Origin of the sequence: Alteromonas sp. CH_MED4-4 (genome assembly GCF_037029575.1) — a bacterium.
Lineage (GTDB): Bacteria > Pseudomonadota > Gammaproteobacteria > Enterobacterales > Alteromonadaceae > Alteromonas > Alteromonas macleodii.
Genome location: NZ_JAYMEU010000043.1, coordinates 1 through 26,581, shown reverse-complemented (window position 1 = coordinate 26,581; position 26,581 = coordinate 1). Strand labels below are relative to the sequence as shown.

Below are 26,581 nucleotides of genomic sequence, written 5' to 3'. Positions count from 1 at the left end.
CTAACGCAGTGCATAATAGAAAAGGCCAGCTTCGAGAGCTGGCCTAATAACTGTCAACCTATCTTAGGACGGGTCAGGCTGATGAAGCTTTGCTTAAGCTTACTTTAGCTTTTGCGCTAAAGTTATAAATTCAGGTATGGCAACGGGGCGCTGATATAAGTAACCCTGACCATAAGCACACCGATGATTTTGCAAAAACTGTTGCTGCTGTTGGGTTTCAATACCTTCTGCAATAATCTTAATGTTTAAGTTGCTCGCCAGTCCAAGAATAGCCTGAACGATAGCTTGGTCGTCGGTGTTTTTCTCAAGTTCACTGACAAAGGAACGGTCAATCTTAAGCTCATCGATAGGCAGTTTCTTCAGATACACCAGTGAACTAAAACCTGTACCGAAATCGTCAATCGACACGGTGATCCCCATTGCTCGAAGCTCGTTGAGTAATACTGAAACGGTATCCAAGCTTTCCACAAACACGCTTTCGGTTAACTCGATAGATAAGTTTGAGCCGGGGAGTTGGTGATCTTCCAATGCGTTTTTAATTTGGTTTAGTAGTGCTAAATCTGACACTTGGCGGCCAGAGATATTAATGGCCAACCTAATGTCTAAATTAGAAGCCTTTAACGCTTCTATAGCATCACAAGCTTCATTGATAAGCCACTCGCCGAAAGGGAAAATGAGTTCACTTTTTTCAGCAAGAGGAATGAACACTTCTGGGGAAATAAACTTACCTTCCGGCGTTATCCATCTTGCCAATGCCTCGCATTTAACAATTTTGCCAGTCTCTAAATCGACAATAGGCTGCAAAAAGAGTTTGAGTTCATTGTTTTCGATGGCAGAACGTAGCTGACTCTCAAGCTCGCTAATTGCATGATGTTGTTTGTGCAGTTCTTCACTGTAGGTAAGTACCACATTGCGACCTTGGTATTTAGCGGCCTGCAAGGCGATGTCAGCACATTGAAGAAGTGATTCGGTTGACGGGCAGTGTCGGGGGAAGTTTGCCTCGCCAATATTAATGCCTAAGTTCGGCTCGCTGCCATTGAGAACGGTATAGGTTTGAGTGAGCTTTTTGACTAGCTGTTCAATATACTCAGCACTGGTAAGTTCGTTAAAGGTATCTTCACGTTTCACCAATGCAAACTCATTACTGCCTATTCTCGCTATAAACCCGCTGTTGCCGACAAAGGTTTGCAGTCGCAGTGCGAACGATTTAAGGATCTCGTCACCCGACTGATAGCTAAGTGATTCATTTATCTTTTTAAAGTCGCATATATCTATGATGAACAACTTGAATGCGATTTCTTCCTGAACCAGTCTTCTTACTGTATCGGTAAACAAATTGCGATTGGCTACCTTTGTTAACGAGTCCATTCCACTGGCAGTCAATACGCTCTCTTCTTTATTGTGGATATGGGTAATATCGGTAAGTAGGTAAACCCAATGGGTTAACTCATCCCCTTGTAATACAGGGTGAATGGTAACCTGAAGCCACACACCATAATCGTCAACAGGTTGCCAATAAAGCTCCCCTTGCCAGGGGGCTTTTCGCTGCACCAGTGCGGGAAGAAACGTTGCCGGCGCATCAATATCAGTAAGAAGCTCGTTGACGCGAATAGAGCTTGGCGTTGTGCTATTACACAGCAGCAATCTATGAGACGCTTTGTTGTCCAATATCAATCCGCCTTTGTCGTCTAAAATGACAACGCCGGTTTCCAGGTTGTGAATAGCTTGCTGAATGGGCGGAACGAGCTTTTGAAGTCGGGTGTTCTTGCGTAAAACACCATTTAATTTGTGCCTAATATACTCATGCTGACCTACAATTTCGTGATGGCTTAGCAATAATTCCCGCGCGGCTTGCAGCGTTTTACGTTTTTCGTCAAATTGCTCTTCTACGTTTTTAACGACCAGATAGCGAGAACCCGATTCGCTATTAATTGCCAATGCTTCTAAGCGAAGTACTTGGCTCTCATTGTGCTCCGTCCAAAAGCCAGATGAAAGCGTAAATGACGTTTCGCCTTTCCATACTTCGTCGGCATCGAGAAAAAAGTCGTCTAAAAAAATGGAGGGGATATGCTTCTTTTGCAGTTTGTTGTTTTCGTCAATCGTAACAACATTTCCTAGCCATGGAAGTTCTGGCGTTAAGCATTCAATGTCGCTTTCGGAGTTACACCTAAATAGCGCGCAGTTAGTAATGCCCAATGCATTTAATAAATGAATATCCATGGCAATCTCCTACCAAAACGCAATTGTACTGAATAAACTCTCTACATTTTCGCCGGTCTTTGCGCTGGTCTTCGTTAGTGAAGCGAATTTTTGAGCGTAAGAATTGAGTTCTTCCTCACTCCAGTGCCAACTTGTGGGGAGATCGGTTTTATTTACAACAAAAAATGCGGGGATATCGGGGTAGTGTTCGCGTGCGAGTTCTAGAATTTCCATGCCTTCAAGCAAGGATTGAGACCGAGTTTGGTCAACTACAATAATGTAGGCGCTTGCGCCGCGAAGGTAGCGAGGGTTGAAGCCACAGTATCTGTCGATACCTTCTAAATCCCAAATTAGAAGCTGAACGCCGCGTCCGTCTTTATTGACTTGTTTCTTGTCTATTTTTACGCCAATAGTGGTCTTGTATTTTTCGGAGAAAATACCTTCAACGAACTGTTTTATCAGGCTTGTTTTGCCAACACCAGTGGGCCCTAAAATACATACTTTTTTCTGTATCACTGCAAAGCTTCCCTACTGCTGCTCACTGGATATTAAAACGTTTAACATGACTGAACGCCCCATTGATGCTTTCTGCAATGGTAGCTCTCCTAAGCTTACAGGTATAAGAATATCACTTTCTACGCCAAGTGAAATTAATGAATTCACAACATTCTCTGCTCGTTTTTGACTCAATGCGCGATTTCGTGCGCTTGAGCCTGAATTATCACTGGCACCCATTACAACAATACTGACAACAGTTTTTGTCTTGTCAGCAAGGGTTAACAATTGTTTTATGTCGTTTGCCAGAGGTTCTAATTTTGCTAACTGTACTTCAGAAAGCGCTTCTTGGTTAGTAGCAAAAAGTACATTTTGTGAGGAAACCTTATTAACTAGTCGGTTCAATGCGGCCTTCTGGAGCTCAGCATTGTCAATTTGATAGGCTGCTTTGACGTTTAGCGCGGTGGTATCAACGTTAACTGTCGAAATACCAGGAATAGCGTTTATTTGCTGAGTAAAGTTAATTGCGGTTGGGGTGAATACGGTTCCTGAAATAATAAAGCTATGGTCATCACCTTTTTTAATTAATAGGCTTTCTGATTCGCTGAGTGGATAGTCGCTCACGAGCTTTTCAAGTTTGCGTTCAACCACACTTGGTTTTAAAGAAACAAAGGGTTCTTCAATAACAGTAACTCTTTCTGCATCGATGTTATTATCGCTAAACCATTGTTCGATGCTGGTAGCGACTGGGTCGCGAAGGACTTTAGCGTGCACATTCCCATTGGAAACATAAGTATCAGTTACTATGATGCCAGGTGGAGGGGGAAGCTCGTGCAAGTCGCTTTTTAAGATGCTTAGCGACAAACGCATAAAAGACAGCACTGCAAGTGCGAAAAAAATCACCAGAAGCACTAGTGCACCTATTAATCGGTTTGATTTTTTTCCTTCACCCTCTTTTCTTTCGCTTATTAAGCAGTCTGAAAGAATGGTTTCGCAACCGTCGAAGGGCGCATTGTCACCTTCATAAGTGAGCAACGGTTGTTGATAAAACTGATGAAAGTCTTCCAACGCCTGTTGAAGTTTTCCGCGTACCTCTGGAGGAATACTGCCCGTAACCGCAGCAACAAGCAGCGCTTGTGGCCCAATTTTTATTAGCAGCGTAAAGTCTTCCGTTTTTATCTCGCCGAGCTCGTTTTCTGACTCGTTACTGGTAACGCCAAATGCATCTGCCACAAAGTCATTAATGGCCACTAGCATTGACGAAATTAAGTCTGCGTCTTTTTCTTTATCAGGATCTGAAGAAATGCTGTGAAGTAACGTGCCGGTCTCTCGATGAATGACCAGCAGCTGTTGGACTTGGTATTGGTAAATTTGAGATGCGACAAATTCAGAATACCTGACTCCGGACTGCCAAGCTTTGAATCGCCAAGATACGCTTTTGGGACTTAAGCTGTTTTCGATAAGTGCGTTAGTGCGCTCGACAAACTCAACAAGAAATGAAGATACCGCCTTTCTTACAAGCGTGCCAACCAAGGGATAAAGTGTACCAACAATCTTGTCGCTATTAGCATCTATAGAGCGGTGAAGCGACTTCTCTACAAGAGGAACAAGTACTTTGTTAACTGAGCCGTCCTTCGTTTCGCGTTCAAAGAGCGCTTCAGAAACGACGTTTGTCACGATGCCTTTCGCATCGCGATTCAACTTTTCTTGAACGAACTTGTCGTCCCTTCCAATGAGTAGCTCTCTGACTTTGTCTAGAGAGTTGTCAGATAGCTCCGACGGCGGCACTTTTTCAGTCATTAATTAATGATCTGTAGCGAGGTTGGTGGCCATAGTCGAAAGTAAGTTTGCCAACGTTTTTCTATCGGTTTTACTTTCTGAAAGCTCACTGGTTACCTGCTGAAGCTTCTCTAGCAGCTCTTGGTGACGCTTACTAAATAAATTATCAAGCGACTCTAGTTCTTTAACCACATGAGCTTCCAATGCATCGTTGTCATTCTTTGCAGCAGTTTCCGCTATCTCCAATTCACTTTGCAATTTGTCAGTGGTGTTTTGAAGTTGCTCTTGCACGTTACTGTGGTTGTCGTTAGCACTGGCCAACTGATTCGATAATTCTGTGATCTGTTGGTCAATAAGCTTACGTATATCGTTAAACTGATTATCAAGATGCGTATTCAGTTTAGAGAAGCTGTCGTTAACCCGTGACTCCAACGCAGAAAGATCTGCACGGAATGCACGGTTTGTTTGACCAAACAAAATTTCTCTAAGTTGAGCAAGTTCGTCTGCTGGTTTGGGCGCGCCTTCAGTTTGAGTTACGTCTTGCGCTTGCTGATCCTTCGGCTTCTTGTCCGCCATAAAATGTCTCCGGAAGGCGCAGTTCTTTGCGTTGAACACGCTAATGAGCTGCAATCACATTTTTGTCTGTGCTAATAATTATGGTTATTACTTTATACAATAGCCGCTAATCGTGAACTTTGAAATACGCTAAAAGCATAATAGTGGCAAATACCTACAAAAATCCTTATACAAAAAACGCCATCTTTTCAGTAAGTTGAATAATCTATGAAGATTTACTTATGCGTTCTACGATTTGAGCTGTTTTTTAAGGCTGGAATAGGCCTATCAAATAATGGCAAGCGACATTGTTTTTTTATTGAACATAGGTACTATACGCCGCTCGCGCGTACGCGAGGTATATAAGTAATAACTGTGTCTGAGGTTCCTGTCGTGTCTATCACTCCACTAAATCGTAAATTCTCTGTCGCTCCAATGCTGGATTGGACAGACCGCCATTGTCGCTACTTTTTACGATTAATGTCTAAGCACACACTTCTCTATACAGAAATGGTAACCACAGGCGCGATCATTTACGGCAAGGGTGACTATCTGGGTTACAACCAAGAGGAACATCCTGTTGCTGTTCAACTGGGCGGAAGCGATCCGTCTGACATGGCCAAGTGTGCTGAGCTATCACAAGCGCGCGGTTATGATGAAGTTAACATAAACGTAGGTTGTCCAAGTGATCGAGTTAAGAACGGTAGCTTCGGTGCCTGCTTGATGGCCCAGCCAGAGGTGGTAGCAAGTTGTGTCAAAGCCATGCAGGCTGCGGTAGATATTCCCGTTACGGTAAAGTGCCGTATTGGCATTGATGATATGGACGAAGATGAAGACTTCGCTCGTTTCATCGATACCGTGGCAGATGCCGGATGCGATACCTTTATTGTTCACGCAAGGAAAGCGTGGCTACAGGGATTGAGCCCAAAAGAAAATCGCGAAATTCCGCCGTTAAACTATCCGCGGGTTCATAGACTTAAACAGGCTCGCCCTGAATTATCTATTAGCATAAATGGTGGGGTTAAAACGCTAGAAGAAACCCAGCAACAGCTAGAACTTGTTGATGGCGTTATGGTAGGGCGTGAGGTTTACGCCAATCCTTACATTATGGCTACCGTAGATAAAGAGATTTTCGGAGATACTGAAGCTCAGAGTATATCACGCCGAGAAATTGTGCTGAAAATGCAGCAGTATATTGAACGCCAAGACGATCCCTATTTCAAACCCTGGCATGCAGCTCGGCATATTTTGGGTCTTTATCAAGGGCAAGCGGGTGGACGTATTTGGCGTAGATACTTAAGCCAAAATGGAACAGGAAAAAATCCAGATCCCAATCTGCTGCTAAATGCGCTAGACGCTGTAGAAAGTGCACAAAAGGAAGTCGCCGCGTTTAATAGTCAAAAAGACTAACGATTTAGTAATTTTGACCAAAGTTTAATATTTGTTCAATTCTTAAAAGCTCGCTGTCTCGCGAGCTTTTTTATTTAAACTTATATATATCAATGCCTTAAGTGTTTTTAAAGGAGTTGGCACAGCTCTCGCAATCCTCTAAGTATCGCAACAACGGCTTGTTGTTGCACTGACTAACTTCAGAGGGAAATTATGAAAACTTCACTAATCGCAGCAACTTTACTGACAGCAAGCATGGCAAGCAGCGTAGCAAATGCAGAAGAGTCAGTGCTTCAAACGTTTTTAACTAATGTGGTTTCAAACGCAGTGGCTACCACATCACAGGAAATTAAGGCTGACGTGTACCAAGCAGTAGCAAACGCAACGTATCACTTTGAGCTAAGCCCACAAGAAATGCGCGGAAGTGGTAAGGTCAGCGTGACTGATTTAGTTGTTGCTACCCCGTCTGAAGGTAGTTCTACAGAACAAGATGCCGACTAATTCGATATTGGTATATAGCAAAAGCGCCGAAAGGCGCTTTTTTTGTGCGTGTAGCACAGTGACTTAGACATTAAAAACGCAAAAAACAGGGTTGGTCAAATTAACAAATCTATTGGTTAAATACGCTAAAAAATTGTATTTGGTCGCTTGTTGAACAGTTGGTGATTTCCGGAATTAAATTAAAGTCCTTTGAAAACAGTGCTTTAAATAAATGGCACGGTGATTGTAATAGTTAGAGTGTTGAGGAGAACTCAGTCAGCGGTAACCAGCGGTCAGCGTAACTAAGAATAAGTGCTGGAAACCACAACACTACTTTTAACGGAGAAATAATCATGGGTATGTTTTCGCGCATTAACGATATTGTTCAAGCAAACATCAACGCAATGTTAGATAAAGCGGAAGATCCTGAAAAAATCATTCGTTTGATTATTCAAGAAATGGAAGAAACCTTAGTTGAGGTTCGCACTGATGCAGCGCGCTTTATTGCTCAGCAGAAAACCCTTGCACGCCATATGGCATCAGCAAACAAAGAAGTGGAAGGGTGGCAGCACAAAGCACAGATCGCAATGAATAATGACAAAGAGTCATTGGCTAAAGCCGCACTAATCGAAAAACAAAAGTATGTTGCAAAGCTAGCTTCTCTTGAAGAACAAGAAGCGCATATTGCAGAAAGTATCGAAAAAATCCAAGGCGATACTGCGCGTCTGAACAGTAAGTTAGCCGAAGCAAAAGCCAAGCAAAAAACGCTGGTTCAATGCAAGCATTCAGCGCAAACACGCTTAAAAGTGAAGCAAGCTGATCACGAAGGAAAAATTGATGATGCCATGATGCGCTTTGAGAGTTACGAGCAGCGCATTGATCATCTAGAAGCGCAAGTTGATGCGTACGACCTAACAAAGTCGAATGAAGCAACGTCACTGCAGGCCGAGTTCGATGCAATGGAAGCAGATGAAGCTATCGAAAAGGAATTGGCTGAACTTAAGAAGAAGAAGGTCGCGTAGGCGACCTTGAGAGCCGCAGCCCGCATTGTAGATATCGAAGTAAGCATTTTTGGAGAAGATGATGAAAGTACCATCACAAAAACGAATTTATAGAGACCTTGATTCTGGAATCATTTCAGGTGTGTGTGCAGGAGTTGCACGTTATTTTGATATAGATGCAGTATGGGTTAGAGCGGCAGCTGTAGCAGGCTTGTTCATCGCTACGCCTATTACGCTAGTGGCTTATATTGCAGCCGTTATCTTATTACCGAGATTAGTGTAATGAAGAACTTTCTGATTGCATTGGTCATCGCCATTATTTTGGTGAATTGTTTAGGCAGCTTAGTAGATAGCTGGTTGGGTATGCACTTAATCATGTCAGATGAATTGCTAAGTCCTTGGGAAAACGTAGCAGTGTTATCGCTAGTCGGCGTAGTCCTCGCTATCGTTGGTTTTGTTGTTGCTGTAAGCGTTATGGGCACAATTCTTTTAGCGCTGGGCGCAGGATTTTTAGCATTATTAGTGGTGGGAGTAAGTGCATTTTGGCCAATTATACTTATCGCGATAGCGCTATATGCTTTGAAAAATCGAAACTCTGCCGCTTATAAGCAGCAAAATGACCGAAATATGCACCATAATGTATAATCATCATAATTTTATTTAAGTTGTGTTAACGTAGTAAAAGATGGTGATATAAAGACGACCGTCACAAAGGTTTCGCATTTTTCACATAGTATTAAGACTACAAATAGCTGACCTCCGTCGGCTATTTGTTATTTAAAAGGAAGGTTGGTGTTATATGAGACAATCTATTAACTCAAAACGGATAGCGATTGTCGCTGTAGTGATAGTTTTACTTTTCTGGCTAATAGGATGGTATTGGAGCCTATCCCCAGACACGTTTGATGTTAGACAACGTTTAAAGCAAAACTCGCCTGTTGAGAATCCAGCTAATATTGCGGGTTACACATTAACAACAACCATGATTGATGTGTCGGAAACCTTACTTGATAAGCCTGGTGGATATCTTTCTAACGACATTACGCCTCCTGGCATCTTTTTAGATAACATGCCCGCATGGGAATTCGGTGCGCTGGAAATGGTGCGAGACCTTGCACTCTCTATGCGTAAAGACTTCAGCCGCTCTCAATCCCAGTCTATTGAAAATCCATACCTTACAAAAGCTCACCCTAAGTTTAATATGGATCACAAAAGCTGGGCGTTGCCTTCTTCTGAATCGAGTTACTCTGACGGTATAGAGCTTCTAAAAAAATACCGTGACGAGCTAGCGAATACCCGAAACACCGACAGTCAGTTTTATACTCGCGCAGACAACTTGCGCGAATGGTTGAAACAGGTAGAAAAACGGTTGGGCAGTTATTCACAAAGACTTAGTGCCAGCGTAGGATCGGCTAGATTGAACACTGATCTGGCGGGTGACTCGAATGCAAAGCAGTCTTCTCCTGTAGCCAGCCAGCGTGTAGTTAAAACGAGTTGGTGGAAACTAGACGATAATTTCTATGAGGCACGCGGTGCTACGTGGGCTTTACTTCACTTTCTAAAAGCCGTGGAAATTGAATTTTACGACGTATTGGAAGATAAGAATGCATTGGTTAGTCTTCAGCAAATTATTCGTGAACTGGAAGCGACACAGCAGTCGGTATTCAGTCCAATGATTTTAAATGGTAGTGGATTTGGCATGTTAGCGAACCATTCTTTGGTAATGGCAAACTATATTTCTCGTGCAAACGCTGCTTTAATTGAACTTTCAGAACTTCTTAATCAAGGATAATTAATGAAAAAGGGTCTTATAGCTGCCGCATTGGGATGCGCATTAGTTTCAGTTTCATCTCATGCAGACACTATCGCAGGCGTATATGTTGGAGCCCAAGTATGGCAAACCGACACGCAGGGCGGTTTTGCTGATAGCAACAACACCGCTGACTTTAACTTTGATGATGAGACCAATACGGCGCTATACATTGCCTTTGAGCATCCTGTACCGTTTTTACCTAATGTAAAAGTAAATCACACGACATTAGATAACTCGGGCACCACAACGCTTCAGTCTGAATTCACTTTTGACGGCGAACTGTTTACTGAAAGCACCACGGTTAATACAGATGTAGAGCTTGATGCTACAGATTTCATTTTGTACTACGAGTTATTTGATAACGATCTGGTGAGCTTTGACTTAGGTGTTAATGCGAAGTACATCGACGGCGCACTGTTCGTTGTGGATAGAGCGAGTGACACAAGCGGATCTGCAGAATTCTCTGGTATTGTTCCAATGGCTTACTCAAAGGTTCAGCTAGGTTTACCGTTTACAGGTTTATCAGCATACTTTGAAGGAAGCTATTTGTCGTTCGACGACCATGAGCTTAGTGATTATCAAGCTGCAATTCAGTACTCGTTTATTGAAAGTTTAGCGGTTGATATGACGCTTCAGGTGGGTTACAGAAATGTAACGGTAGATATTGAAGACCTTGATGATGTGTACGCTGACATGGAATTTGATGGTGTATTCGCAGGGCTAGAACTTCACTTCTAAGCCTCAAATACGGATTTTAAAGGGCGGGGCTGCGATTGCAGCCTCGCCCTTTTTATTGCTTCTCGCCCAAATTCAATTGTGTTATTACCTATTCGCACAGTCATTAGCACTTTCAGTAATAAAAAAGTTTCATTTATTCTTTTCTCTTCTTGAAGAAAGCCGTTAGCCTTAGCGCCATTGATAAAAGGCTAAAAGACTATGTCACAAGATTCTAATTCGAACTCAGCGCCAGGCGCGGTATTAAACGAACAGCAGTGGAATGCAATAACGCAAGCCATTGCAGGCTTAAATCGTGATCAACTTACTTGGGTAAGTGGTTATGCTGCGGGCATGGCTGCTGCACAAGGTGGTTCGGTTGCACCAATGATGCAAGGCACTTCTGCAGTAGCGGGTGACGCGCCAACGCTTACTATTTTGTACGGTTCACAAACCGGTAATGCCAAAGGTGTTGCAGCGCAGTGTCAAGCGAAAGCAGAAGAAGCGGGCTTTAATAGCAAGCTGGTTAGCATGGCAGATTACAAGCCACGTAACTTGAAAGCAGAAACTCACGTTGCGGTATTTGTTAGTACCCATGGTGAAGGTGATGCACCAGACGATGCTATTGAGCTACATGAATTCTTGGCTGGCAAAAAAGCCCCGAAGCTTGCTAATACCAAATATGCAGTTTTGGGTTTAGGTGACAGTAGTTACGAGTTTTTCTGCCAAACGGGTAAAGACTTTGATGAACGCTTAGGTAAGCTTGGCGGCAAAGCCATTGTTGAGAGACTAGATTGCGACGTTGATTATGAAACGGAAGCCGAAGCATGGCTGAGCAAGCTCATCGACTCGCTAAAAGACGATTTCAGTGCAGCTCCGCAAGCAGCGGTAGCGGCGCAAACTGGCGCGGCAGTGCAGGGTGTAGCAGCGCAAACTTACACCAAAAAAGCTCCGTTTAAAGCGACCTTAATTGACGCACAAAAAATCACAGGTCGTGATTCTGTTAAAGATATACGCCATATTGAAATAAGCCTTGAAGATAGCGGAATTACCTATAAGCCAGGTGATGCGCTTGGTGTATGGTTTAAAAATGCAGCATCTCTAGTGTCAGAGCTTATTAGTATCTTGTCACTAAACGGCAATACAGAAGTGTCTGTGGCTGACGCGACCATGTCACTCACCGAAGCATTAACGTCGAAGCTTGAATTAACTTTAAGTTACCCTAATTTCATTAAGTCATATCAAGAGGCGACAGGCTCTGAATCATTGGCTAAATTGATGGAAGATAAAGCGCAGCTGCGTACCTACATGGCCGAACGTCAAATTATTGATATTGTGCGCGACCATCCGGGTAAGTTGTCTGAACAACAGCTTGTAGATGCTTTGCGACCGCTAACGCCTCGCTTGTACTCGATAGCATCAAGCCAAGCCGAAGTGGAAGAAGAAGTACATTTAACCGTAGCTCACGTTGACTATGAAGCGTTTGGACATCGTCATCAAGGCGGCGCATCTGGCTTTTTGTGTGAATATCTAGAAGAAAATGGCGACGTAGAAGTGTTCGTAGAAAGTAACGATAACTTCCGTTTGCCCGCTGATCCAAATACGCCAGTGATCATGGTCGGTCCGGGTACGGGTATTGCACCGTTTAGATCGTTCATGCAAGAGCGTGACGTACAAGGCGCAGAAGGCAAAAACTGGTTGTTCTTTGGCAACCCACATTTCACGCAAGATTTTCTATATCAAGTGGAATGGCAAGGCTACGTTAAAGAAGGCCTGCTAGACAAAATTACGCTGGCATTTTCTCGTGACCAAGAAGAAAAAGTATATGTTCAGCACCGTTTACTAGAAAACGGTAAAGAGGTGTATGAATGGCTAGAGCAGGGCGCACACTTCTATGTGTGTGGCGATGCAATGCACATGGCGAAAGATGTAGAGAACGCCCTAATTAGTATTGTGCAAGAGCACGGCGGTAAATCTGAAGCCGATGCAAAAGCCTATGTTGTAGAGTTACGTAAAGCGAAACGTTATCAGAAGGATGTCTATTAATGAGTAACGAAAAATCACCATTTATCGTTGAGGGCAAACTGGCTGACAACGAGCGTTTAAAGCGTGAAAGTAATAATTTGCGTGGCACCATCACTACCGATCTTAAAGATAATCTTACTGGTGGTTTCACCGCTGATAACTTCCAGCTTATTCGCTTTCACGGTATGTACCAACAAGACGATCGTGATATTCGCGCTGAGCGTGCAAAGCAGAAACTTGAGCCGCTTCACAATGTGATGTTGCGTGCCCGTTTACCTGGTGGTGTTATTACGCCTGACCAATGGTTAGCGATTGATAAGTTTGCAGCCGATCACACCATGTACGGCAGCATTCGTTTAACAACCCGTCAAACTTTCCAGTTTCACGGTGTGTTAAAGCCTAAGATTAAGTCCATGCACCAAATGCTAAACAAGGTAGGCATCGACTCTATTGCTACGGCAGGCGACGTAAACCGAAACGTACTATGTACGTCAAATCCGGTTGAATCTGAGCTTCACCTTCAGGCATTTGAATGGGCGAAGAAGATAAGTGAACACTTACTACCTAAAACCCGCGCGTATGCTGAAATTTGGTTAGACGGTGAAAAAGTCGAAACGACTGAAAAGCCTGTAGAGCCTATTTTGGGTGATAACTATTTACCGCGTAAGTTTAAAACGACGGTGGTGATTCCTCCGCAAAACGATGTAGATGTTCACGCGAATGATCTTAACTTTGTTGCGATTGCTGAAAATGGACAGCTAGTTGGCTTTAACGTACTTGTCGGTGGTGGTCTTGCAATGACTCACGGCGACAAGAGCACGTACCCGCGTAAAGCCTCTGATTTCGGATTTATTCCGCTTGAAAGCACGCTAGACGTTGCCGCAGCGGTTGTAACAACTCAGCGTGATTGGGGGAACCGTGTTAATCGTAAGAACGCGAAAACCAAATATACGTTAGAGCGTGTTGGGGTAGACAACTTTAAGGCTGAAGTTGAAAAACGCGCAGGCGTGACTTTCCAAGACAGCCGTGCGTATGAATTTACGGGACGTGGCGATCGCTTTGGCTGGGTTGAAGGTATTGACGGTAAATATCACCTGACCGTATTTATTGAGAACGGCCGTATTTTAGATTACCCAGGTAAAACGCTAAAAACAGGCTGTGCCGAAATTGCGAAGATCCACAAAGGTGATTTCCGCTTAACGGCAAACCAGAATTTGATTATTGCCGGTGTAGCGCCGCAAGACAAAGACAAAATTGAAGCATTAGCCCGCGAACATGGCTTAATAGCGCCATCGATTTCTAACCAGCGACTTGACTCAATGGCCTGTGTTGCATTGCCAACCTGTCCGTTAGCCATGGCAGAAGCTGAGCGCTACTTGCCGGATGCCGTTACGGAGCTAGAAGGTTTGCTTGCCAAACACGGATTGGAAGAAGACAGCGTAATCTTCCGTGTAACAGGCTGCCCGAATGGCTGTGGTCGCGCGATGTTGTCTGAGGTTGGCTTAGTAGGTAAGGGCCCAGGCAAATACAATTTGCATTTGGGTGGAAACCGAGAAGGTACACGTATTCCACGTATGTATCGAGAAAACATAAGCGAACAGGAAATCATGGCAGAACTAGATTCACTGTTTGGCCAGTGGGCCAAAGATCGTGAAGCGGGTGAAGCCTTTGGTGATTATGTTGTTCGCGCTGGTGTTGTAAAACCAGTAGTAGACTCCGCACGGGATTTCTATGACGAATAATACAGCGATTAAGCAGCAACCACTAACGCTTGATATCAGTAAGGAAGCCCTTGCTGATATCAATGAAACGTTAGAGAAAATGACAGCGCAGGAGCGAGTAGCTTGGGCGCTGGACAACTTGCCTGATACTCATATTGTGTCTTCAAGCTTTGGAGCACAATCGGCGGTTATGCTGCATATGCTTACCCAAGCACAACCGGATATTCCTGTTGTGCTTACCGACACAGGCTATCTTTTTCCTGAGACATATAAGTTTATTGATGAACTTGTAGAAAAGCTCAATCTAAATTTGCATGTGTACAGCGCAGAGATGTCTTCTGCGTGGCAGGAAGCGCGCTTTGGCAGACTTTGGGAACAAGGCATCGAAGGTATTGAGAAATACAATAAGATGAACAAAGTTGAGCCAATGCAGCGCGCCTTACGTGACCTGAAAGCAGGTACGTGGTTTGCAGGTTTGCGTAGAAGCCAATCAGATACTAGGGGAAAGCTTCCAGTTCTACAAAAAGTAGGGCAGCAGTTTAAACTTTACCCGATCATTGATTGGAGCAACAAAGACTTACATTACTACCTGAAAGATAACGACTTGTCTTATCATCCGCTTTGGGAGCAAGGGTATGTATCCATCGGTGATTGGCATACCACGCAGTCGCTCCAAGAAGGAATGAGTGAGCAAGACACGCGCTTCTTTGGTTTGAAACGCGAGTGTGGATTGCACGAATTTGGTGACGGTATTTAACTTACGTTAAATACCTCGCCTAACACCGACTTAATGCTGGTTAAATACGCTTCATTAGGCGATTTAGTCACTAATTTATACAGCTCACTGCCAACCGAAGTGAACTTGTAATACACCAATGCAACCCCAGACGTTTTACTGGTTAATGAAATATTTTCATTTACGCATCGCCAGGTTACTTGCTGACCTTCATTGTATTCGGCGCTTTCAATTTCGCTGGTATAAATCAACTTCATCTCTTGCAAAGACAACAGATCAGGGTAACTCAACCCTACGTTGGCTAAGTTAATTTGCTCAGGAACAGGGCGTCTCAATAGTGAAAGCAAGCCTTTGCGTTTGTGATACCCCACAAGAATACGCGGGACCGCATCGTTATTTCTTCTACTCGCAACATTCACAGCCTTATTGAATACTTGTGCATCCCTATGCGTTAGCGTCTTTAATAACTGCAATGTACGAAGGGAAAAACTGCCCGGGCGAGCCACCTCAACGGCAAAAATCTTTCCCCATAATTCCTGCATGGGCGGGCTGTAAATTTCCTCAGCCATGGTACTAAATGCGAAAAACCAGTCGGGATCAAGATTATCGCTAGTTTGTTCGTTGATCGTCACATTTAATGCTATATTTAATACAGCTTGAAGATTGCTTGCTTTTTGGGTTTCTAATATTTGTTTTCTTCTTTCTAGTGCATGCTTTTGCTTTTTAGGATCAGGGGACATCATAGAGGGGCTTATACCCACTCTGGCAAACCAGGAAAGCATGCGTTGGCGACTAGCATCGGTTTTCACTGCGTTGCTGGCCGCTTTTTCAGCCGCAGGCGATTCGGCTGTCACCTTTACAGTCTTCTCTTCCGTTTCCTGTGGTTTTTTTACCTCAGGGGAAAAGTGCTGGGATGTAATCTTCATAAATGCTTAAATGATCGAATGTAAAATGGCATGTAACATGAGAGCACTATTGCATTGCGTAACCCATTTATCAATGTAATCGTTGCCTTAATACAATGAGTAGCGCATTCTTGTTTTGTTTGTATCGAGGAAATGAGCGGTAATGTCGGCAATGGATTACGATAACGACGAATTAATTTTTTTAGATGATGATGGTTCAGTTGAAGAGCAAACCTTATTGGGCAAAGACTGGAACATTCTTATTGTCGATGACGATGAAGAGATTCACACCGTAACGCGTCTCGCGCTATCTGATCTCATCGTAAACGATCGCAAATTAAACTTCATCCACGCTTATTCAGCAAAACAAGCCAAAGAAATGCTGCACGAATATGGCAACAGCATTGCCATAATTTTACTTGATGTAGTTATGGAGACTGATGACGCGGGTTTTGATGTTGTTAAATACATCCGCGAGGACATGAAGTTAGTAGAACCTCGAATTATCTTACGTACGGGCCAGCCCGGCTACGCGCCTGAAGAGCAAGTCATTAAAGTTTACGATATCAATGACTATAAAACCAAAACAGAACTTACTCGCGCCAAATTACTAACTACTATCATTTCCTCACTACGCTCTTATCAGCAAATTGTAACGATTAGTCAAAGCCGTGCTGGTTTAGAAAAAATAATCACCTCTTCAGCCAACTTGTTTGAAGAACATTCGGTGAAAGAGTTTTGCGAAGGTGTAGTTACCCAAATCAGTTCGCTTATTGGTTTAGACTCCGAAGGTTTATTATGCGCGAGAGCGGGTTCTTTGCTAGATCGAGAGGACGAAGAGGTTTACGTGCTTGGCGCTGCGGGTGAGTATGCGAAATTTATAAACCAGCCTGTGTTCACGCTTAAAAACCTTGAAATTGAAGAAAACATTAGTCGTTGCCTACGTCTTAAAAAGCACATTTTTGAGCCCAGTTGCTCTGTGCTGTATATCAGCCGCGCTGGTTTTGAAGCTGCCGTATTTGTTCGACAAACCCACGAGATTAGTGAGCTAGACAAGCACTTGCTTGAGGTTTTTCTATCCAGTATTTCAGTGGGATACGAAAACGTTAATCTTTTCCATGAATTGAGAAATGCGGCGTTCAGAGACTGGTTAACCCGTCTGCCAAACCGCAATGAGTTTATCAATATGCTCGATAAACCTCATTTGTTTGCCGGAGAAAACTATAGCGTAGCCCTTATCGACGTAAATCACTTTTCCGATATAAATGATGGCTTAGGGCAAGAAGTCGGCAACGAATTGTTGCGAGCTATAAGCGATCGCTTTCAATCTTCTTTCGATAGCATAGTGAAAAAAGGCCGCATAGGTGCCGATGTATTTGGTCTTATTGGTCCTGACGATTTGGTATGCCCCAAGTCCATTAACAACATTTTCCAATCTTCATTTCAGGTAGGTGATCACACCCTTCCGGTGAATATAACACTTGGATTGTGCAAGTTAGACAATAAACGCCACATCGGCATTGAGATTTTAAAGCGCACGAATATTGCGTTAAACCGTGCTAAGAAAAACCTGACAGATAACTTCGAATATTACGCCAAAGATATTGAAGATCAGACGACTTGGCGCCTAGATATGATTCGCCAACTCCGAAGCGACTTTGCAGCAAGAAAGCTGGAGCTGTGGTTTCAGCCGCAAGTGGACTTACTGAATGAAAAAGTTGTTGGCATGGAAGGCTTACTACGCTGGCCCAATGATGAAGGGGGATATATTTCTCCCGCCGTATTTGTGCCACTTGCTGAGTATTCAGGTCTTATCGTTGATATCGGTGAATGGGTATTAGAAGAATCATGCCGTCGTCTTCAGGAATTGAAAGAAAAAGGCTACGGCCATCTAAGAGTTGCCGTTAACATCTCTATTCCGCAGTTCCGCGACAGGTTATTTGTAGAAAAAGTTAAGCAGGCACTATCTAACGCCAACTGCGACCCAAGCCTTTTAGAGCTAGAAATAACAGAAAGCGTGGTGATGGATGAGCCGCAAATTGTAATAGATGCATTGCGTTCGTTAAAAGAATTTGGGGTGAAAATAGCCATTGATGACTTTGGAACAGGCTTTTCCTCCATGAGTTATCTACAGCAGCTCCCGTTAGATCGATTGAAGGTCGATCGTTCTTTTGTCAAAGACATAAAACCGGGTGCAAGCGCAGTGCTTGCTGAGACCATTGTGACTTTGGGTAACAAGCTAGGCTTATTGACTATTGCCGAAGGCGTAGAAAAAAGAGAGCAGGCGAGTTACATGATAAAGCTTGGATGTGACGAAGCACAGGGCTACTTGTACGCGAAGCCTATGCCGTTCGATGCGCTTTTAGCGTTTCTGGAAGAGCACGACTAAACTTTTAATACAGATTCGACAGTGTCTCGCAACTTGGGAAGGATATCTAATTCAAACCAAGGGTTTTTAGCGAGCCACCTGTTGTTTCTTCCTGACGGGTGGGGCAGTACGAAATGTGTTTCAGTCGGACTGCGTACAGCTTCAGTTAACGTTTTGTGTTGCGGTAAATAATACTGTTGCGAGTAACGTCCCACGTAAAGCGTTACTTTAGGTTTTAAATGAAGAAGAAAGTCATTATGCCAAGCGGGAGCACATTCTTTTCTTGGCAGGGCATCGGCTCCATTTTTATAACCTGGAAAGCAGAAGCCCATTGGCAGCACCGAAATTAAGCTAGGGTTATAAAAGGTCTCTCTCGAGACAGACAACCAATCGCGTAACCGATCTCCGCTGGGATCATCAAACGCAATGTTGCGTTCATGAGCTTTCAACCCCGGTGCTTGCCCAATAATAAGCACTTTAGTTGATGGTGCAGTGCTAAATATGGGGTTGGGTTGATGCGGTAGGTGAGGGGCACACAGTCTACAATTTCTCGCTTTAACCACCAGTGCATCGTGGCCTTTCACATTTTTCTCCAAATATTTCTCTTTGTCATACTTTTGTCACAAAACTATGATCTCAGTTTGACTATCTTATGTATATACAGTATGTTTAATAGTGACAGTAGTAGACTGTAACACAGGAGAAGAAACATGCGTAAAGTAGTACTAACCCTAGCTCTATCAGCGGCCTTTGGTATTGCGCATGCGGAATCTGGTGATAACCAGCTTTTCGATTGCATGGATGCGAAAACATTCGAAATGAATAACCAATGTATGTCTGACAAAATCGGCAATAACATTCGTTTCCGTGATGCACAAGCAAAGTTGATCGACATTGCAAGCGATAGTCAGGGTGACTACGCCATTGCAACAATGACGTTCGATCAAGAAAATATGCACATCGACATCGTAGCACATAAAGATTCGCTTAACGCGCTTGCTGCGAACCGTAACTAATTTCTTAGTTAACGCATATTAAGCCGGCGACAATCTCGCCGGCTTTTTTGTGTCCGTTAGAAAATTCTATTAAGTCCATTAATAGCAGCAACTCGATAAGCTTCTGCCATGGTTGGATAGTTAAACGTAGTGTTAACGAAGTAATCTATGGTATTGCCTTCGCCCTTTTGCTGCATGATCGCTTGGCCGATGTGAACAATCTCGGAGGCACGTTCACCGAAACAATGAATGCCCAAGATTTCTTTAGTTTCGCGATGAAACAAGATTTTCAGACTTCCTGTCTGCGTTGACGCGATTTGGGCTCTGGCCAAATGTTTGAACTGAGCTCTTCCCACTTCATAAGGCACTTTTGCTGCAGTAAGCTCTTGCTCTGTTTTACCAACAGAACTTATTTCTGGGATGGTGTATATGCCTGACGGAATATCTTCTACTAATGCCGAATGTGTTTTTATGCCAAGCATAGCTTCAGCGGCAAAGCGACCTTGGTTATAAGCCGCAGATGCTAAACTTGGATAGCCAATGACATCGCCGACTGCAAATACATTGTCTACGTCAGTTTGATAATTTTCGTTAACCTTGAGTTGGCCTCTGCCATCGGCTTTTAAACCAATATTCTCGAGTTTAAGTGTATCTGTATTACCCGTTCTTCCGTTAGCAAACAAGAGACAATCTGCGCGCATACGCTTGCCCGACTCTAAGTTTAAAATAACCGAGTCATCGGTAGCTTCAACCGAAGAATAGGCTTCATTGTGCCGGATGAGTACGCCATTGTTCCACAGGTGATAACTGAGTGCGTCTGATATCTCGTCATCAAGAAATGACAGTAAGCGATCGCGCATGTTAACGAGGTCAACTTTTACGCCTAGTCCTCTGAAAATACTGGCATATTCAGAGCCAATGACCCCAGCGCCATAAATAATTATTGATTTGGGATCGTGATCTAAAGATAGGATAGTGTCTGAGTTATAAATACGCGGGTGATTAAAGTCGATGTCTTTAGGACAATAAGGACGCGACCCTGTGGCAATAGCAATTTGGCCCGCAGTGACAGTATCTTTAGAGCCATCTTTACGGGTTATCTCTAACGTATGCGCATCTACGAAACTGGCTTCGCCGTGAAATAGCGTCACACGATTTCTGTCGTAGAAAGAAGAGCGAAGTCGAGTTTGGCTTTTTACCACACCGCTAGCATGGCGCATGATGTCAGAAAACGTAAGACTCTTACTTAAGTGGTTGTCGGCAAACAAGGGAGAAGAGTTATATTCAATAAGACGACTTACTGAGTGACGAAGCGCTTTCGATGGAATGGTTCCCCAATGGGTACAACCCCCTCCCACTGCCTCGTAGCGCTCAACAACCGCCACTTTTTTTCCGGCTTTGGCAAGCTGCATTGCAACGCCTTCTCCACCAGGACCTGTGCCAATAACGATAGCGTCGTAATGATACGACGGGGCTTTGGTTTTTTGCTTCGTTGCCATCTTACTTTCCCATGTTGTTACTTTTGTAATGCGATGTCACCACTAGGTTAGCCGTAATACAAAATGAATGATTCTGGTTTTAGTATAACGACCTTATCCAACTATAGAATAAAAAAAAACCACATAAGCAGACACTTATGTGGTTTTTAGCGTTCAAACGTATAAAAGAGGGCGTTAATTTACGCCATTTGCAATGACAAACTATGTAACTGTGTCCATTTCTCTTTCTGTACAGCAAATGCGTGTTTCAGCTCTTTGTACTTGTATGCAAGCTCAAGCCCTTCGATACTGCGCTTTAGGGTGCGTTGTTTAACGCGCATAACACGTTTTTTCGTGGCGTAGTATTCACTCATGCGCTGCATTAACAAGTCGTATTCTTCTTGAATGGTATGCATCATTTCTTCAGCATTAGGCAGTAGCGATACTTTTTCACTTGCTCTTTGCAGCTGCATTGCTGCTAACGCTTTCTCGATGCGCTCTTCTGGCACTTTGCGAAGGTTGGATGTCAGTCCTACCAGTGATAACCCCTTAATAAGCCATTTTGTAGGATCAAACTGATACCAGCGAATGCCATTACGATAGTCGTACTCAAAGATGTGATGGTAATTGTGATAACCTTCACCAAAGGTAAAAAACGCAAGAATACCGTTATCTCGTGCTGTGTTTTTATCGGTGTAAGGCTGGCTACCCCAAAAATGAGCAAGCGAATTGATAAAGAAGGTTACGTGATGCACTAGCACCAGGCGAAGTACACCGGCTACCAAGATCATGCCTAATACGTCACCATTTAAATAGCCCAGAAGACCTGTGATACCAAAGTTGGCCGCCAGCACGATGGGCAAATAGTAGTTATGCTGCCACATCACCACTTTATCTTTTTGAAGATCTTTACAGTTACTGTAGTCATCGTAACGTTTGGCCTGATACTCACGCAACATCCAGCCGATATGCGCAAACCAAAGCCCCTTCTTCGCAGAGTAGGGGTCTTTGTCGTTATCATCAACATGACGATGATGAACGCGATGATCTGACGACCAGTGCAAAATACTATTTTGCAGCGCCATAGCGCCACCAATCGCAAGGATCACACGAACTACCACATTGGCGTCGTAAGTTTTATGCGACCATAAGCGGTGATAGCCGGCAGTTATAGACATACCGGTAAAGTAAAATAGGAATATAGCCGCACCGATTTCTGCCCAATCGATGCCTTGATACGCCACCCATAGCGGCACACCAATAAACGCAATGGCGCCAGATATAATAAATACCAGCACATTAGTAAGGATAAGAGGAGGTTTTTTCATTTTATACAACTTGGCTTACAACTGTTCGCTAATTTATCGTTTTACGAGGCTTCAGGCAAGCAAAACCCAGATTAGTTCTGCTTACATGTGTAAAGTTTAATTATAGTAAAGCTACGCTGAAGCGCTCGTTAATTGTGGCTTTTTCTGCTTAATGCTTGTTTATAAAAGAGATGATTCTGTTTCTCTTTCCCCACTGGTGTGTGTTGCGATAAACTACACATGCTAGTCTTTGATGTACGAAGTTTGATTGCGTTAATGGCTATACAGATGACGTAAGGGCTTCAACCCCAAGCGCTAAAAATCATCAAGCCGTTCAGAGCTAATCAACCTATGGTGCGAATGTGAGTCGACAAGAACAGAAATTAAAAACCCGCCAAAATATCATTCATGCTGCGTTTTCTTTGCTCGATGAAAATCGCAGCTTATCGGCAATCAGCTTGCGTGAAGTTGCCCGAGAGGCAGGTATAGCACCTACGTCTTTTTATCGGCACTTCAAAGATATGGACGAATTGGGTTTAACGCTGGTGGATGAAGCCGGTTTAGCATTGCGGCAGCTTATGCGTCAGGCAAGGCGGCGTATAGCCTCTGGAGGTGGCGTAATACATACTTCTGTTGAAACCTTCATGGAATTTATTGCGGCAAATACAAACGTATTTCGTTTATTATTACGCGAGCATACTGGTACGTCGTCGGCTTATCGGTTGGCAGTATTTAGAGAGATTCAACACTTCATCGACGAGTTGACCGACTACATTATTGAACAGCAGGGCGTAGAATACGCATGCGCGCAGCTTCAAGCTGATGCTATGGTAAGGCTCGTATTCAGTGCAGGTGCTGAAGCACTAGAAGCTGATGATAAGCTTCGCCGCGAAATTGGTGAGAGGGTGAAAGCACAGCTTCGCTTCGTTCAAGTAGGTGCAACGCAAAAAAGCGTATAATTGAATTAGTGGCGATTGGCCTTTTAAGTCCTCATCGTTTGCTCTAATCAAAGCCACCTTATTCTAATACGTCTTCATAGGCCTTTGTGACTCCAAAGGCCTTGTCAATTTGTACCAAAACTAGCTTTTGCGTGTAAGTAAAACGCCAGCCTCAATGTGATGAGTAAACGGGAATTGATCGAATAGTGCTGATTGAGCAACGTCGTGAGTTTCACTTAAAAGCTCAAGATTTTGCGCCAACGTTTCAGGGTTACACGAGATATACACGATATTATCGTAATCCTGAATCATTCTAAGCGAGTCTTCATCCAACCCAGCTCTTGGTGGATCGACCAATACAGTTGTGAAATTATATGTACTTAGATCAATGCCTTCTAAGCGACTAAACGTACGTTCACCTTTCATAGCCTGAGTGAATTCTTCAGCGGCGAGTCTTACGATCTTCACATTATTAAGCTGATTTTGTTCAATATTAAACTGCGCAGCTTGTACAGAGGGCTTGGCTATTTCGGTCCCCACAACATTATCGAAGTGAAGCGCTAGCGGCAGTGAGAAGTTACCTGCACCGCAATACATCTCCAGTAAATCGCCAGAGAGCGGCTTTACGCAATCTAGTGCCCATTCAATCATGCTACAGTTCACTTCGGCATTGGGCTGAGTGAAGCTATTTTCGATGTGCTTAAATATGAATTCTTTGCCATTAACGGGTAAGCGCTCAATAACAAAATCGTTGTCGATAATAAGCTTTTGTTTTCTCGCACGGCCGATGATGTTTACTTTCGGAAAGTGAGCCTCGAGTTTCGCCTTTAATTCTTTTGCAGCCTCTTGCCACTTCTCATCTAGTTGACGATGGTATAAAAGGCTGATGACAAGCTCGCCAGATAGTGCAGAAAGATAATCGATTTGAAAAAGCTTCTTTCTTAGCGCTTCATTTGGTCTTACTTCTTTTAACAACAGCGCCATAGCATCGTTTATTGCTTTACAAGCAGGAGGAAAGCTATCTACGCGATACTTTTCTTTTGTTTCCTGGTTGAACATGATGTGAAACAAATCATCGCCCTCATGCCATACTCTAAATTCGGCGCGCATACGGTAGTGTGTTGGTTGCGATGGAAATACGGTTAAGTCAGGCGCATTGAACGGAGAAAGTAACGCAGTAAGACGTTCTACTTTTTCGTCCAACTGAGCTTGATAGCGTTGTTGTTCGGTCGCGGTCATAAAATTCTCCATTCAATGTTGAGGTCGCGAATTGTAGTCCCTTATAAAATAACTGCAACAAGCGCTATCTACTTCTGCATTATTATTAGGAACGACCCAGTAAAAAAAGCTGTATTAAAATTAAACAATACTGATTCTTTGCCGATAATAAGATTGAGGATAGTGAGGATCAAATTATGAACGTGGGTCAAATTAAGGCTTTTATGGGCGACCAGAAGGTCGATCAAAAAGCAGATCAAAAGGCATCAGTTCACCCGAACGAAATGTTGAAAAAGCAGTTACAGCAAGACGGATTGCAGCAAGCGGCTGAGTTTTCTAAACAACAAGCGGCATCAGTATCTGTTTCCAGTAGCCAAACTAGCATCGGCTTACGTGTGATGAGTAGCAGCCTTAACCAAGCGTTAGTTATAGATGGCCAAAAGCCACAAGAAGCCAAAGAGAAAACCATTGAAGATAAGTCGAACAGTTTGTTCGACTTTGAAAAAGTTGCCAGAAACGTACTTAAGTTCGTAGGTGGCGTCATTAGAGGTGCGGCAAACGGTGGTGCCAGCGAAGAAAAGCTTAATGGCTTATTTAGCCAAGCGAGAGAAGGTGTAAGCCGTGGATTCGCTATGGCTGAAAAAGACCTCGCTGGTTTTATGAATGAAGAGATTGAGCAAGGGATGACAAAAAGCCGCGATCTCATCGATACAGGAATAAACGATCTGGAAACTGACATATTTGGTCGCCAGCAGCCGAACGCTGTAACGCTTTCATCCTTAAACGCGGTAGCTGCATCGGATGAGAAAAGCGGAAGCTTGCTGATTCGAACTAAAGATGGCGACGAAGTGAGTTTTAGTTTTGAGAGTCTTCGCTCGTTCCAAGCGTCTCAACAACTTAATTTCCAAGCGCAGGCATCTCAGGAGCAATCAGGCGGTAGTGGCGAGCAAAGCGAAAACAATTTTTCAGCGTCATACCAACAACAAACTTCGTTCCAATACTATGAGCGAAGCGGTATTAGCTTTTCATTGAAAGGCGAGCTTGATGAAGATGAGTTAGAGTCGATAGCTGATTTGGTTGGTCAAGTTCAGGATCTCGCCGACACCTTTTACAGTGGTGACATCGACAAAGCATTTGAAGAAGCGTTAAGTTTAGGCTTTGACGATAAAGAGTTAGTTGGCTACGCGTTACAGTTAAATAGAACAACACAGACCGAAGTACTAAAGACGTATGAGAACATCCAACATTACAATGAAGACAAAAGCGATAATTCGAAGTTTGGAAATGTGGTTAGCCCTATAGCGCAATATCTAGAAAAGATGATGGATACTTTTGCAAATGCCGAAAGTACGTTAGAAAGTAACGAAGACTATAATACCTTAATAGGTGGGTTGATTAATGAGATGAAAGACGTGCAGGTGCCAGATCTTGTATCTGCTATAAATAGGTTTCACGCTTTCAATCAAACGTTACTTAATGGACTTCCTCAATCTGCTGAGACAAGTGAATAACTAACTATTTATTAATATAAAAGCCCGGTAGCGAGAGCTAACCGGGCTTTTTTATAGCCTTTAAACCGTACGTAGAATTACGCGTGTTCGACTTTGTCCTTTGCAGGGCGAACTTTTAGGGTTCGCTCCTGGAAGATTGAGTCGTTAGTTTTATCGATAACGCTGTTTAAGTCGTCAGTTACAACTTCGATAAAACCGTATCCTTTTCTTTTTCCAGTTTTACGGTCCTTCATTAAGCGAACCGACTGTACTTCAATAAAGCTACTGAAGTATTCCTTTACTGCGTTCTCGTTTGCTCTATAAGGCAAATTACCCACATATAAAGTTTCTACTGATCCGTCATTAGAATGTGCTCTGGCATCTGAGGAAGATGGACTTTGAATAAGAGACGCTAGCCAAGGAGTAACGATACCGCTGATCAGCAGAGCTGCTGAGACGGTCAGTGGAACATGGACGTTTAAACTAGCAGAAGAAAATAACAAGTAACCTGCAATTGCAAAAATAGCGCTAATAACAGCGCATTGAATAAAGCCTACTTTCATATACCTACCTTTCTATTGTTTATTATGGTGTTGGAGGCTGTATATAGTTTACTCATTTGTAACAAATTGAACAATAAAATGTGAAAAAACTAGTCTAAAGATGGATTGAGTCGCTAGAAATGATGCAGAAATGAGCGGTTAATACCAAAAGTGGCTTAAAAAGCAAAAAAATCCAATTTAAGTGTTGATCTTTCACAAGAGGTATCTATAATGCGCTCCACGTTCTGAGGGGGCTTCGAGAAAAACAAAGCCAACTTAGCAACAAGTGCGAAACCAAGTTTTCAAACAAAGAAAAAGTTTAAAAACATGGTTGACATCGAAAATAAACGATGTAAAATGCGCACCTCACTCGAACAGGGTGAGTCACTAAGAAGCAACGGCTTCAAGTGAATGTTCTTTAAAAATTTAGACA

At 43.3% G+C, this 26,581-nt stretch carries 24 protein-coding genes; 14 read left to right on the top strand and 10 right to left on the bottom strand.

The features are described from left to right. Window positions 1-99 precede the first annotated feature (99 nt). Genes WA381_RS19845 through WA381_RS19830 form a run of 4 tightly spaced genes read right to left on the bottom strand, consistent with a single transcriptional unit; the run spans window position 100 to window position 5,049 of the window. Window positions 100-2,220, bottom strand: a complete 2,121-nt coding sequence (locus WA381_RS19845; protein ID WP_014977420.1) for a putative bifunctional diguanylate cyclase/phosphodiesterase — start codon at window positions 2,218-2,220, stop codon at window positions 100-102. Between the two features lie 9 nt (window positions 2,221-2,229). Then, a complete protein-coding gene (locus tag WA381_RS19840) occupies window positions 2,230-2,715 on the bottom strand; it encodes a Rab family GTPase (protein WP_014977419.1) in 486 nt (161 codons plus the stop codon). Between the two features lie 12 nt (window positions 2,716-2,727). Further along, the gene (locus WA381_RS19835; RefSeq protein ID WP_014977418.1) at window positions 2,728-4,494 is read right to left on the bottom strand and encodes an OmpA family protein; all 1,767 of its coding nucleotides are present in this window, start codon (window positions 4,492-4,494) and stop codon (window positions 2,728-2,730) included. A 3-nt stretch (window positions 4,495-4,497) separates the two neighbouring features. Continuing rightward, the gene (locus WA381_RS19830; protein WP_014950727.1) at window positions 4,498-5,049 is read right to left on the bottom strand and encodes a hypothetical protein; all 552 of its coding nucleotides are present in this window, start codon (window positions 5,047-5,049) and stop codon (window positions 4,498-4,500) included. Window positions 5,050-5,463: 414 nt separating this feature from the next. On the opposite strand from WA381_RS19830, the gene dusA reads away from it, so the two are divergent. The 10 genes from dusA to WA381_RS19780 all read left to right on the top strand — a co-directional run bounded on the left by dusA (window position 5,464) and on the right by WA381_RS19780 (window position 14,928). Then, window positions 5,464-6,438, top strand: a complete 975-nt coding sequence (gene dusA, locus WA381_RS19825) for a tRNA dihydrouridine(20/20a) synthase DusA (RefSeq protein WP_207198733.1) — start codon at window positions 5,464-5,466, stop codon at window positions 6,436-6,438. Between the two features lie 192 nt (window positions 6,439-6,630). Further along, window positions 6,631-6,918 (top strand): hypothetical protein, encoded by a 288-nt coding sequence (locus WA381_RS19820; RefSeq protein ID WP_014977416.1) that lies wholly within the window; start codon window positions 6,631-6,633, stop codon window positions 6,916-6,918. A 332-nt stretch (window positions 6,919-7,250) separates the two neighbouring features. Next, entirely contained in the window at window positions 7,251-7,919 is a 669-nt protein-coding gene (gene pspA, locus WA381_RS19815; protein ID WP_156086943.1) for a phage shock protein PspA, read from the top strand. Between the two features lie 61 nt (window positions 7,920-7,980). Then, window positions 7,981-8,181, top strand: a complete 201-nt coding sequence (locus tag WA381_RS19810) for a PspC domain-containing protein (RefSeq protein WP_014950723.1) — start codon at window positions 7,981-7,983, stop codon at window positions 8,179-8,181. Continuing rightward, window positions 8,181-8,543, top strand: a complete 363-nt coding sequence (locus tag WA381_RS19805) for a hypothetical protein (protein WP_014977415.1) — start codon at window positions 8,181-8,183, stop codon at window positions 8,541-8,543. Before WA381_RS19810 ends, WA381_RS19805 begins: the two co-directional genes overlap by 1 nt. A 154-nt stretch (window positions 8,544-8,697) precedes the next feature. Next, window positions 8,698-9,690 (top strand): DUF2333 family protein, encoded by a 993-nt coding sequence (locus tag WA381_RS19800; RefSeq protein WP_014977414.1) that lies wholly within the window; start codon window positions 8,698-8,700, stop codon window positions 9,688-9,690. A 3-nt stretch (window positions 9,691-9,693) separates the two neighbouring features. Further along, window positions 9,694-10,449, top strand: a complete 756-nt coding sequence (locus WA381_RS19795; protein ID WP_014950720.1) for a TIGR04219 family outer membrane beta-barrel protein — start codon at window positions 9,694-9,696, stop codon at window positions 10,447-10,449. A 198-nt stretch (window positions 10,450-10,647) separates the two neighbouring features. Next, a complete protein-coding gene (locus WA381_RS19790; RefSeq protein ID WP_014977413.1) occupies window positions 10,648-12,471 on the top strand; it encodes an assimilatory sulfite reductase (NADPH) flavoprotein subunit in 1,824 nt (607 codons plus the stop codon). After that, on the top strand, window positions 12,471-14,192 hold the full coding sequence (gene cysI, locus WA381_RS19785) for an assimilatory sulfite reductase (NADPH) hemoprotein subunit (protein ID WP_014977412.1): 1,722 nt from the start codon (window positions 12,471-12,473) through the stop codon (window positions 14,190-14,192). The genes WA381_RS19790 and cysI overlap by 1 nt, the downstream gene beginning before the upstream one ends. Next, window positions 14,182-14,928: a phosphoadenylyl-sulfate reductase gene (locus tag WA381_RS19780; protein WP_014950717.1), complete on the top strand. Its 747-nt coding sequence runs from the start codon at window positions 14,182-14,184 to the stop codon at window positions 14,926-14,928. The genes cysI and WA381_RS19780 overlap by 11 nt, the downstream gene beginning before the upstream one ends. Here WA381_RS19780 and WA381_RS19775 read toward each other — a convergent pair. Next, the gene (locus WA381_RS19775; RefSeq protein WP_014977411.1) at window positions 14,925-15,761 is read right to left on the bottom strand and encodes a TIGR03899 family protein; all 837 of its coding nucleotides are present in this window, start codon (window positions 15,759-15,761) and stop codon (window positions 14,925-14,927) included. The genes WA381_RS19780 and WA381_RS19775 overlap by 4 nt on opposite strands. 214 nt (window positions 15,762-15,975) lie before the next feature. On the opposite strand from WA381_RS19775, the gene WA381_RS19770 reads away from it, so the two are divergent. Then, window positions 15,976-18,201, top strand: coding sequence for a bifunctional diguanylate cyclase/phosphodiesterase (locus WA381_RS19770; protein ID WP_014977410.1), 2,226 nt, complete (start codon window positions 15,976-15,978; stop codon window positions 18,199-18,201). Here WA381_RS19770 and WA381_RS19765 read toward each other — a convergent pair. Continuing rightward, window positions 18,198-18,776 carry a uracil-DNA glycosylase family protein gene (locus WA381_RS19765; protein ID WP_044583769.1) on the bottom strand — a complete coding sequence of 193 codons (579 nt, stop codon included), beginning with the start codon at window positions 18,774-18,776 and terminating at the stop codon, window positions 18,198-18,200. The genes WA381_RS19770 and WA381_RS19765 overlap by 4 nt on opposite strands. A gap of 114 nt (window positions 18,777-18,890) precedes the next feature. Between WA381_RS19765 and WA381_RS19760 the strand changes: the two genes are divergently transcribed. Beyond that, window positions 18,891-19,196 carry a hypothetical protein gene (locus WA381_RS19760; protein ID WP_014950713.1) on the top strand — a complete coding sequence of 102 codons (306 nt, stop codon included), beginning with the start codon at window positions 18,891-18,893 and terminating at the stop codon, window positions 19,194-19,196. Window positions 19,197-19,252: 56 nt separating this feature from the next. On the opposite strand, the gene sthA is transcribed toward WA381_RS19760, so the two are convergent. Next, window positions 19,253-20,674, bottom strand: a complete 1,422-nt coding sequence (gene sthA / locus WA381_RS19755) for a Si-specific NAD(P)(+) transhydrogenase (protein ID WP_014950712.1) — start codon at window positions 20,672-20,674, stop codon at window positions 19,253-19,255. Window positions 20,675-20,853: 179 nt separating this feature from the next. After that, window positions 20,854-21,981 carry an acyl-CoA desaturase gene (locus tag WA381_RS19750; RefSeq protein ID WP_014950711.1) on the bottom strand — a complete coding sequence of 376 codons (1,128 nt, stop codon included), beginning with the start codon at window positions 21,979-21,981 and terminating at the stop codon, window positions 20,854-20,856. A 341-nt stretch (window positions 21,982-22,322) separates the two neighbouring features. Here WA381_RS19750 and fabR point away from each other — a divergent pair, with 341 nt between their 5' ends. Then, a complete protein-coding gene (fabR, locus tag WA381_RS19745) occupies window positions 22,323-22,919 on the top strand; it encodes an HTH-type transcriptional repressor FabR (protein WP_014977408.1) in 597 nt (198 codons plus the stop codon). 120 nt (window positions 22,920-23,039) lie between these two features. On the opposite strand, the gene trmA is transcribed toward fabR, so the two are convergent. Continuing rightward, a complete protein-coding gene (trmA, locus tag WA381_RS19740) occupies window positions 23,040-24,137 on the bottom strand; it encodes a tRNA (uridine(54)-C5)-methyltransferase TrmA (RefSeq protein WP_014977407.1) in 1,098 nt (365 codons plus the stop codon). Window positions 24,138-24,313: 176 nt separating this feature from the next. Between trmA and WA381_RS19735 the strand changes: the two genes are divergently transcribed. Next, complete coding sequence (locus WA381_RS19735; protein WP_336182970.1) at window positions 24,314-25,627, top strand: DUF5610 domain-containing protein; 1,314 nt, start codon at window positions 24,314-24,316, stop codon at window positions 25,625-25,627. Between the two features lie 77 nt (window positions 25,628-25,704). Here the strand turns inward: WA381_RS19735 and WA381_RS19730 are convergent, their stop codons facing one another. Further along, the gene (locus tag WA381_RS19730; protein WP_014950707.1) at window positions 25,705-26,169 is read right to left on the bottom strand and encodes an RNA recognition motif domain-containing protein; all 465 of its coding nucleotides are present in this window, start codon (window positions 26,167-26,169) and stop codon (window positions 25,705-25,707) included. Window positions 26,170-26,581 lie beyond the last annotated feature (412 nt).

Excerpts from the sequence above, each read along its gene's own strand:
- WA381_RS19845 (WP_014977420.1), bottom strand. The coding sequence starts at position 2,220 with ATGGATATTCATTTATTAAATGCATTGGGCATTACTAACTGCGCGCTA.
- WA381_RS19835 (WP_014977418.1), bottom strand. The coding sequence starts at position 4,494 with ATGACTGAAAAAGTGCCGCCGTCGGAGCTATCTGACAACTCTCTAGAC.
- WA381_RS19830 (WP_014950727.1), bottom strand. The coding sequence starts at position 5,049 with ATGGCGGACAAGAAGCCGAAGGATCAGCAAGCGCAAGACGTAACTCAA.
- dusA (WP_207198733.1), top strand. The coding sequence starts at position 5,464 with ATGCTGGATTGGACAGACCGCCATTGTCGCTACTTTTTACGATTAATG.
- WA381_RS19820 (WP_014977416.1), top strand. The coding sequence starts at position 6,631 with ATGAAAACTTCACTAATCGCAGCAACTTTACTGACAGCAAGCATGGCA.
- pspA (WP_156086943.1), top strand. The coding sequence starts at position 7,251 with ATGGGTATGTTTTCGCGCATTAACGATATTGTTCAAGCAAACATCAAC.
- WA381_RS19810 (WP_014950723.1), top strand. The coding sequence starts at position 7,981 with ATGAAAGTACCATCACAAAAACGAATTTATAGAGACCTTGATTCTGGA.
- WA381_RS19805 (WP_014977415.1), top strand. The coding sequence starts at position 8,181 with ATGAAGAACTTTCTGATTGCATTGGTCATCGCCATTATTTTGGTGAAT.
- WA381_RS19800 (WP_014977414.1), top strand. The coding sequence starts at position 8,698 with ATGAGACAATCTATTAACTCAAAACGGATAGCGATTGTCGCTGTAGTG.
- WA381_RS19795 (WP_014950720.1), top strand. The coding sequence starts at position 9,694 with ATGAAAAAGGGTCTTATAGCTGCCGCATTGGGATGCGCATTAGTTTCA.
- WA381_RS19790 (WP_014977413.1), top strand. The coding sequence starts at position 10,648 with ATGTCACAAGATTCTAATTCGAACTCAGCGCCAGGCGCGGTATTAAAC.
- cysI (WP_014977412.1), top strand. The coding sequence starts at position 12,471 with ATGAGTAACGAAAAATCACCATTTATCGTTGAGGGCAAACTGGCTGAC.
- WA381_RS19780 (WP_014950717.1), top strand. The coding sequence starts at position 14,182 with ATGACGAATAATACAGCGATTAAGCAGCAACCACTAACGCTTGATATC.
- WA381_RS19770 (WP_014977410.1), top strand. The coding sequence starts at position 15,976 with ATGTCGGCAATGGATTACGATAACGACGAATTAATTTTTTTAGATGAT.
- WA381_RS19760 (WP_014950713.1), top strand. The coding sequence starts at position 18,891 with ATGCGTAAAGTAGTACTAACCCTAGCTCTATCAGCGGCCTTTGGTATT.
- sthA (WP_014950712.1), bottom strand. The coding sequence starts at position 20,674 with ATGGCAACGAAGCAAAAAACCAAAGCCCCGTCGTATCATTACGACGCT.
- WA381_RS19750 (WP_014950711.1), bottom strand. The coding sequence starts at position 21,981 with ATGAAAAAACCTCCTCTTATCCTTACTAATGTGCTGGTATTTATTATA.
- trmA (WP_014977407.1), bottom strand. The coding sequence starts at position 24,137 with ATGACCGCGACCGAACAACAACGCTATCAAGCTCAGTTGGACGAAAAA.
- WA381_RS19735 (WP_336182970.1), top strand. The coding sequence starts at position 24,314 with ATGAACGTGGGTCAAATTAAGGCTTTTATGGGCGACCAGAAGGTCGAT.
- WA381_RS19730 (WP_014950707.1), bottom strand. The coding sequence starts at position 26,169 with ATGAAAGTAGGCTTTATTCAATGCGCTGTTATTAGCGCTATTTTTGCA.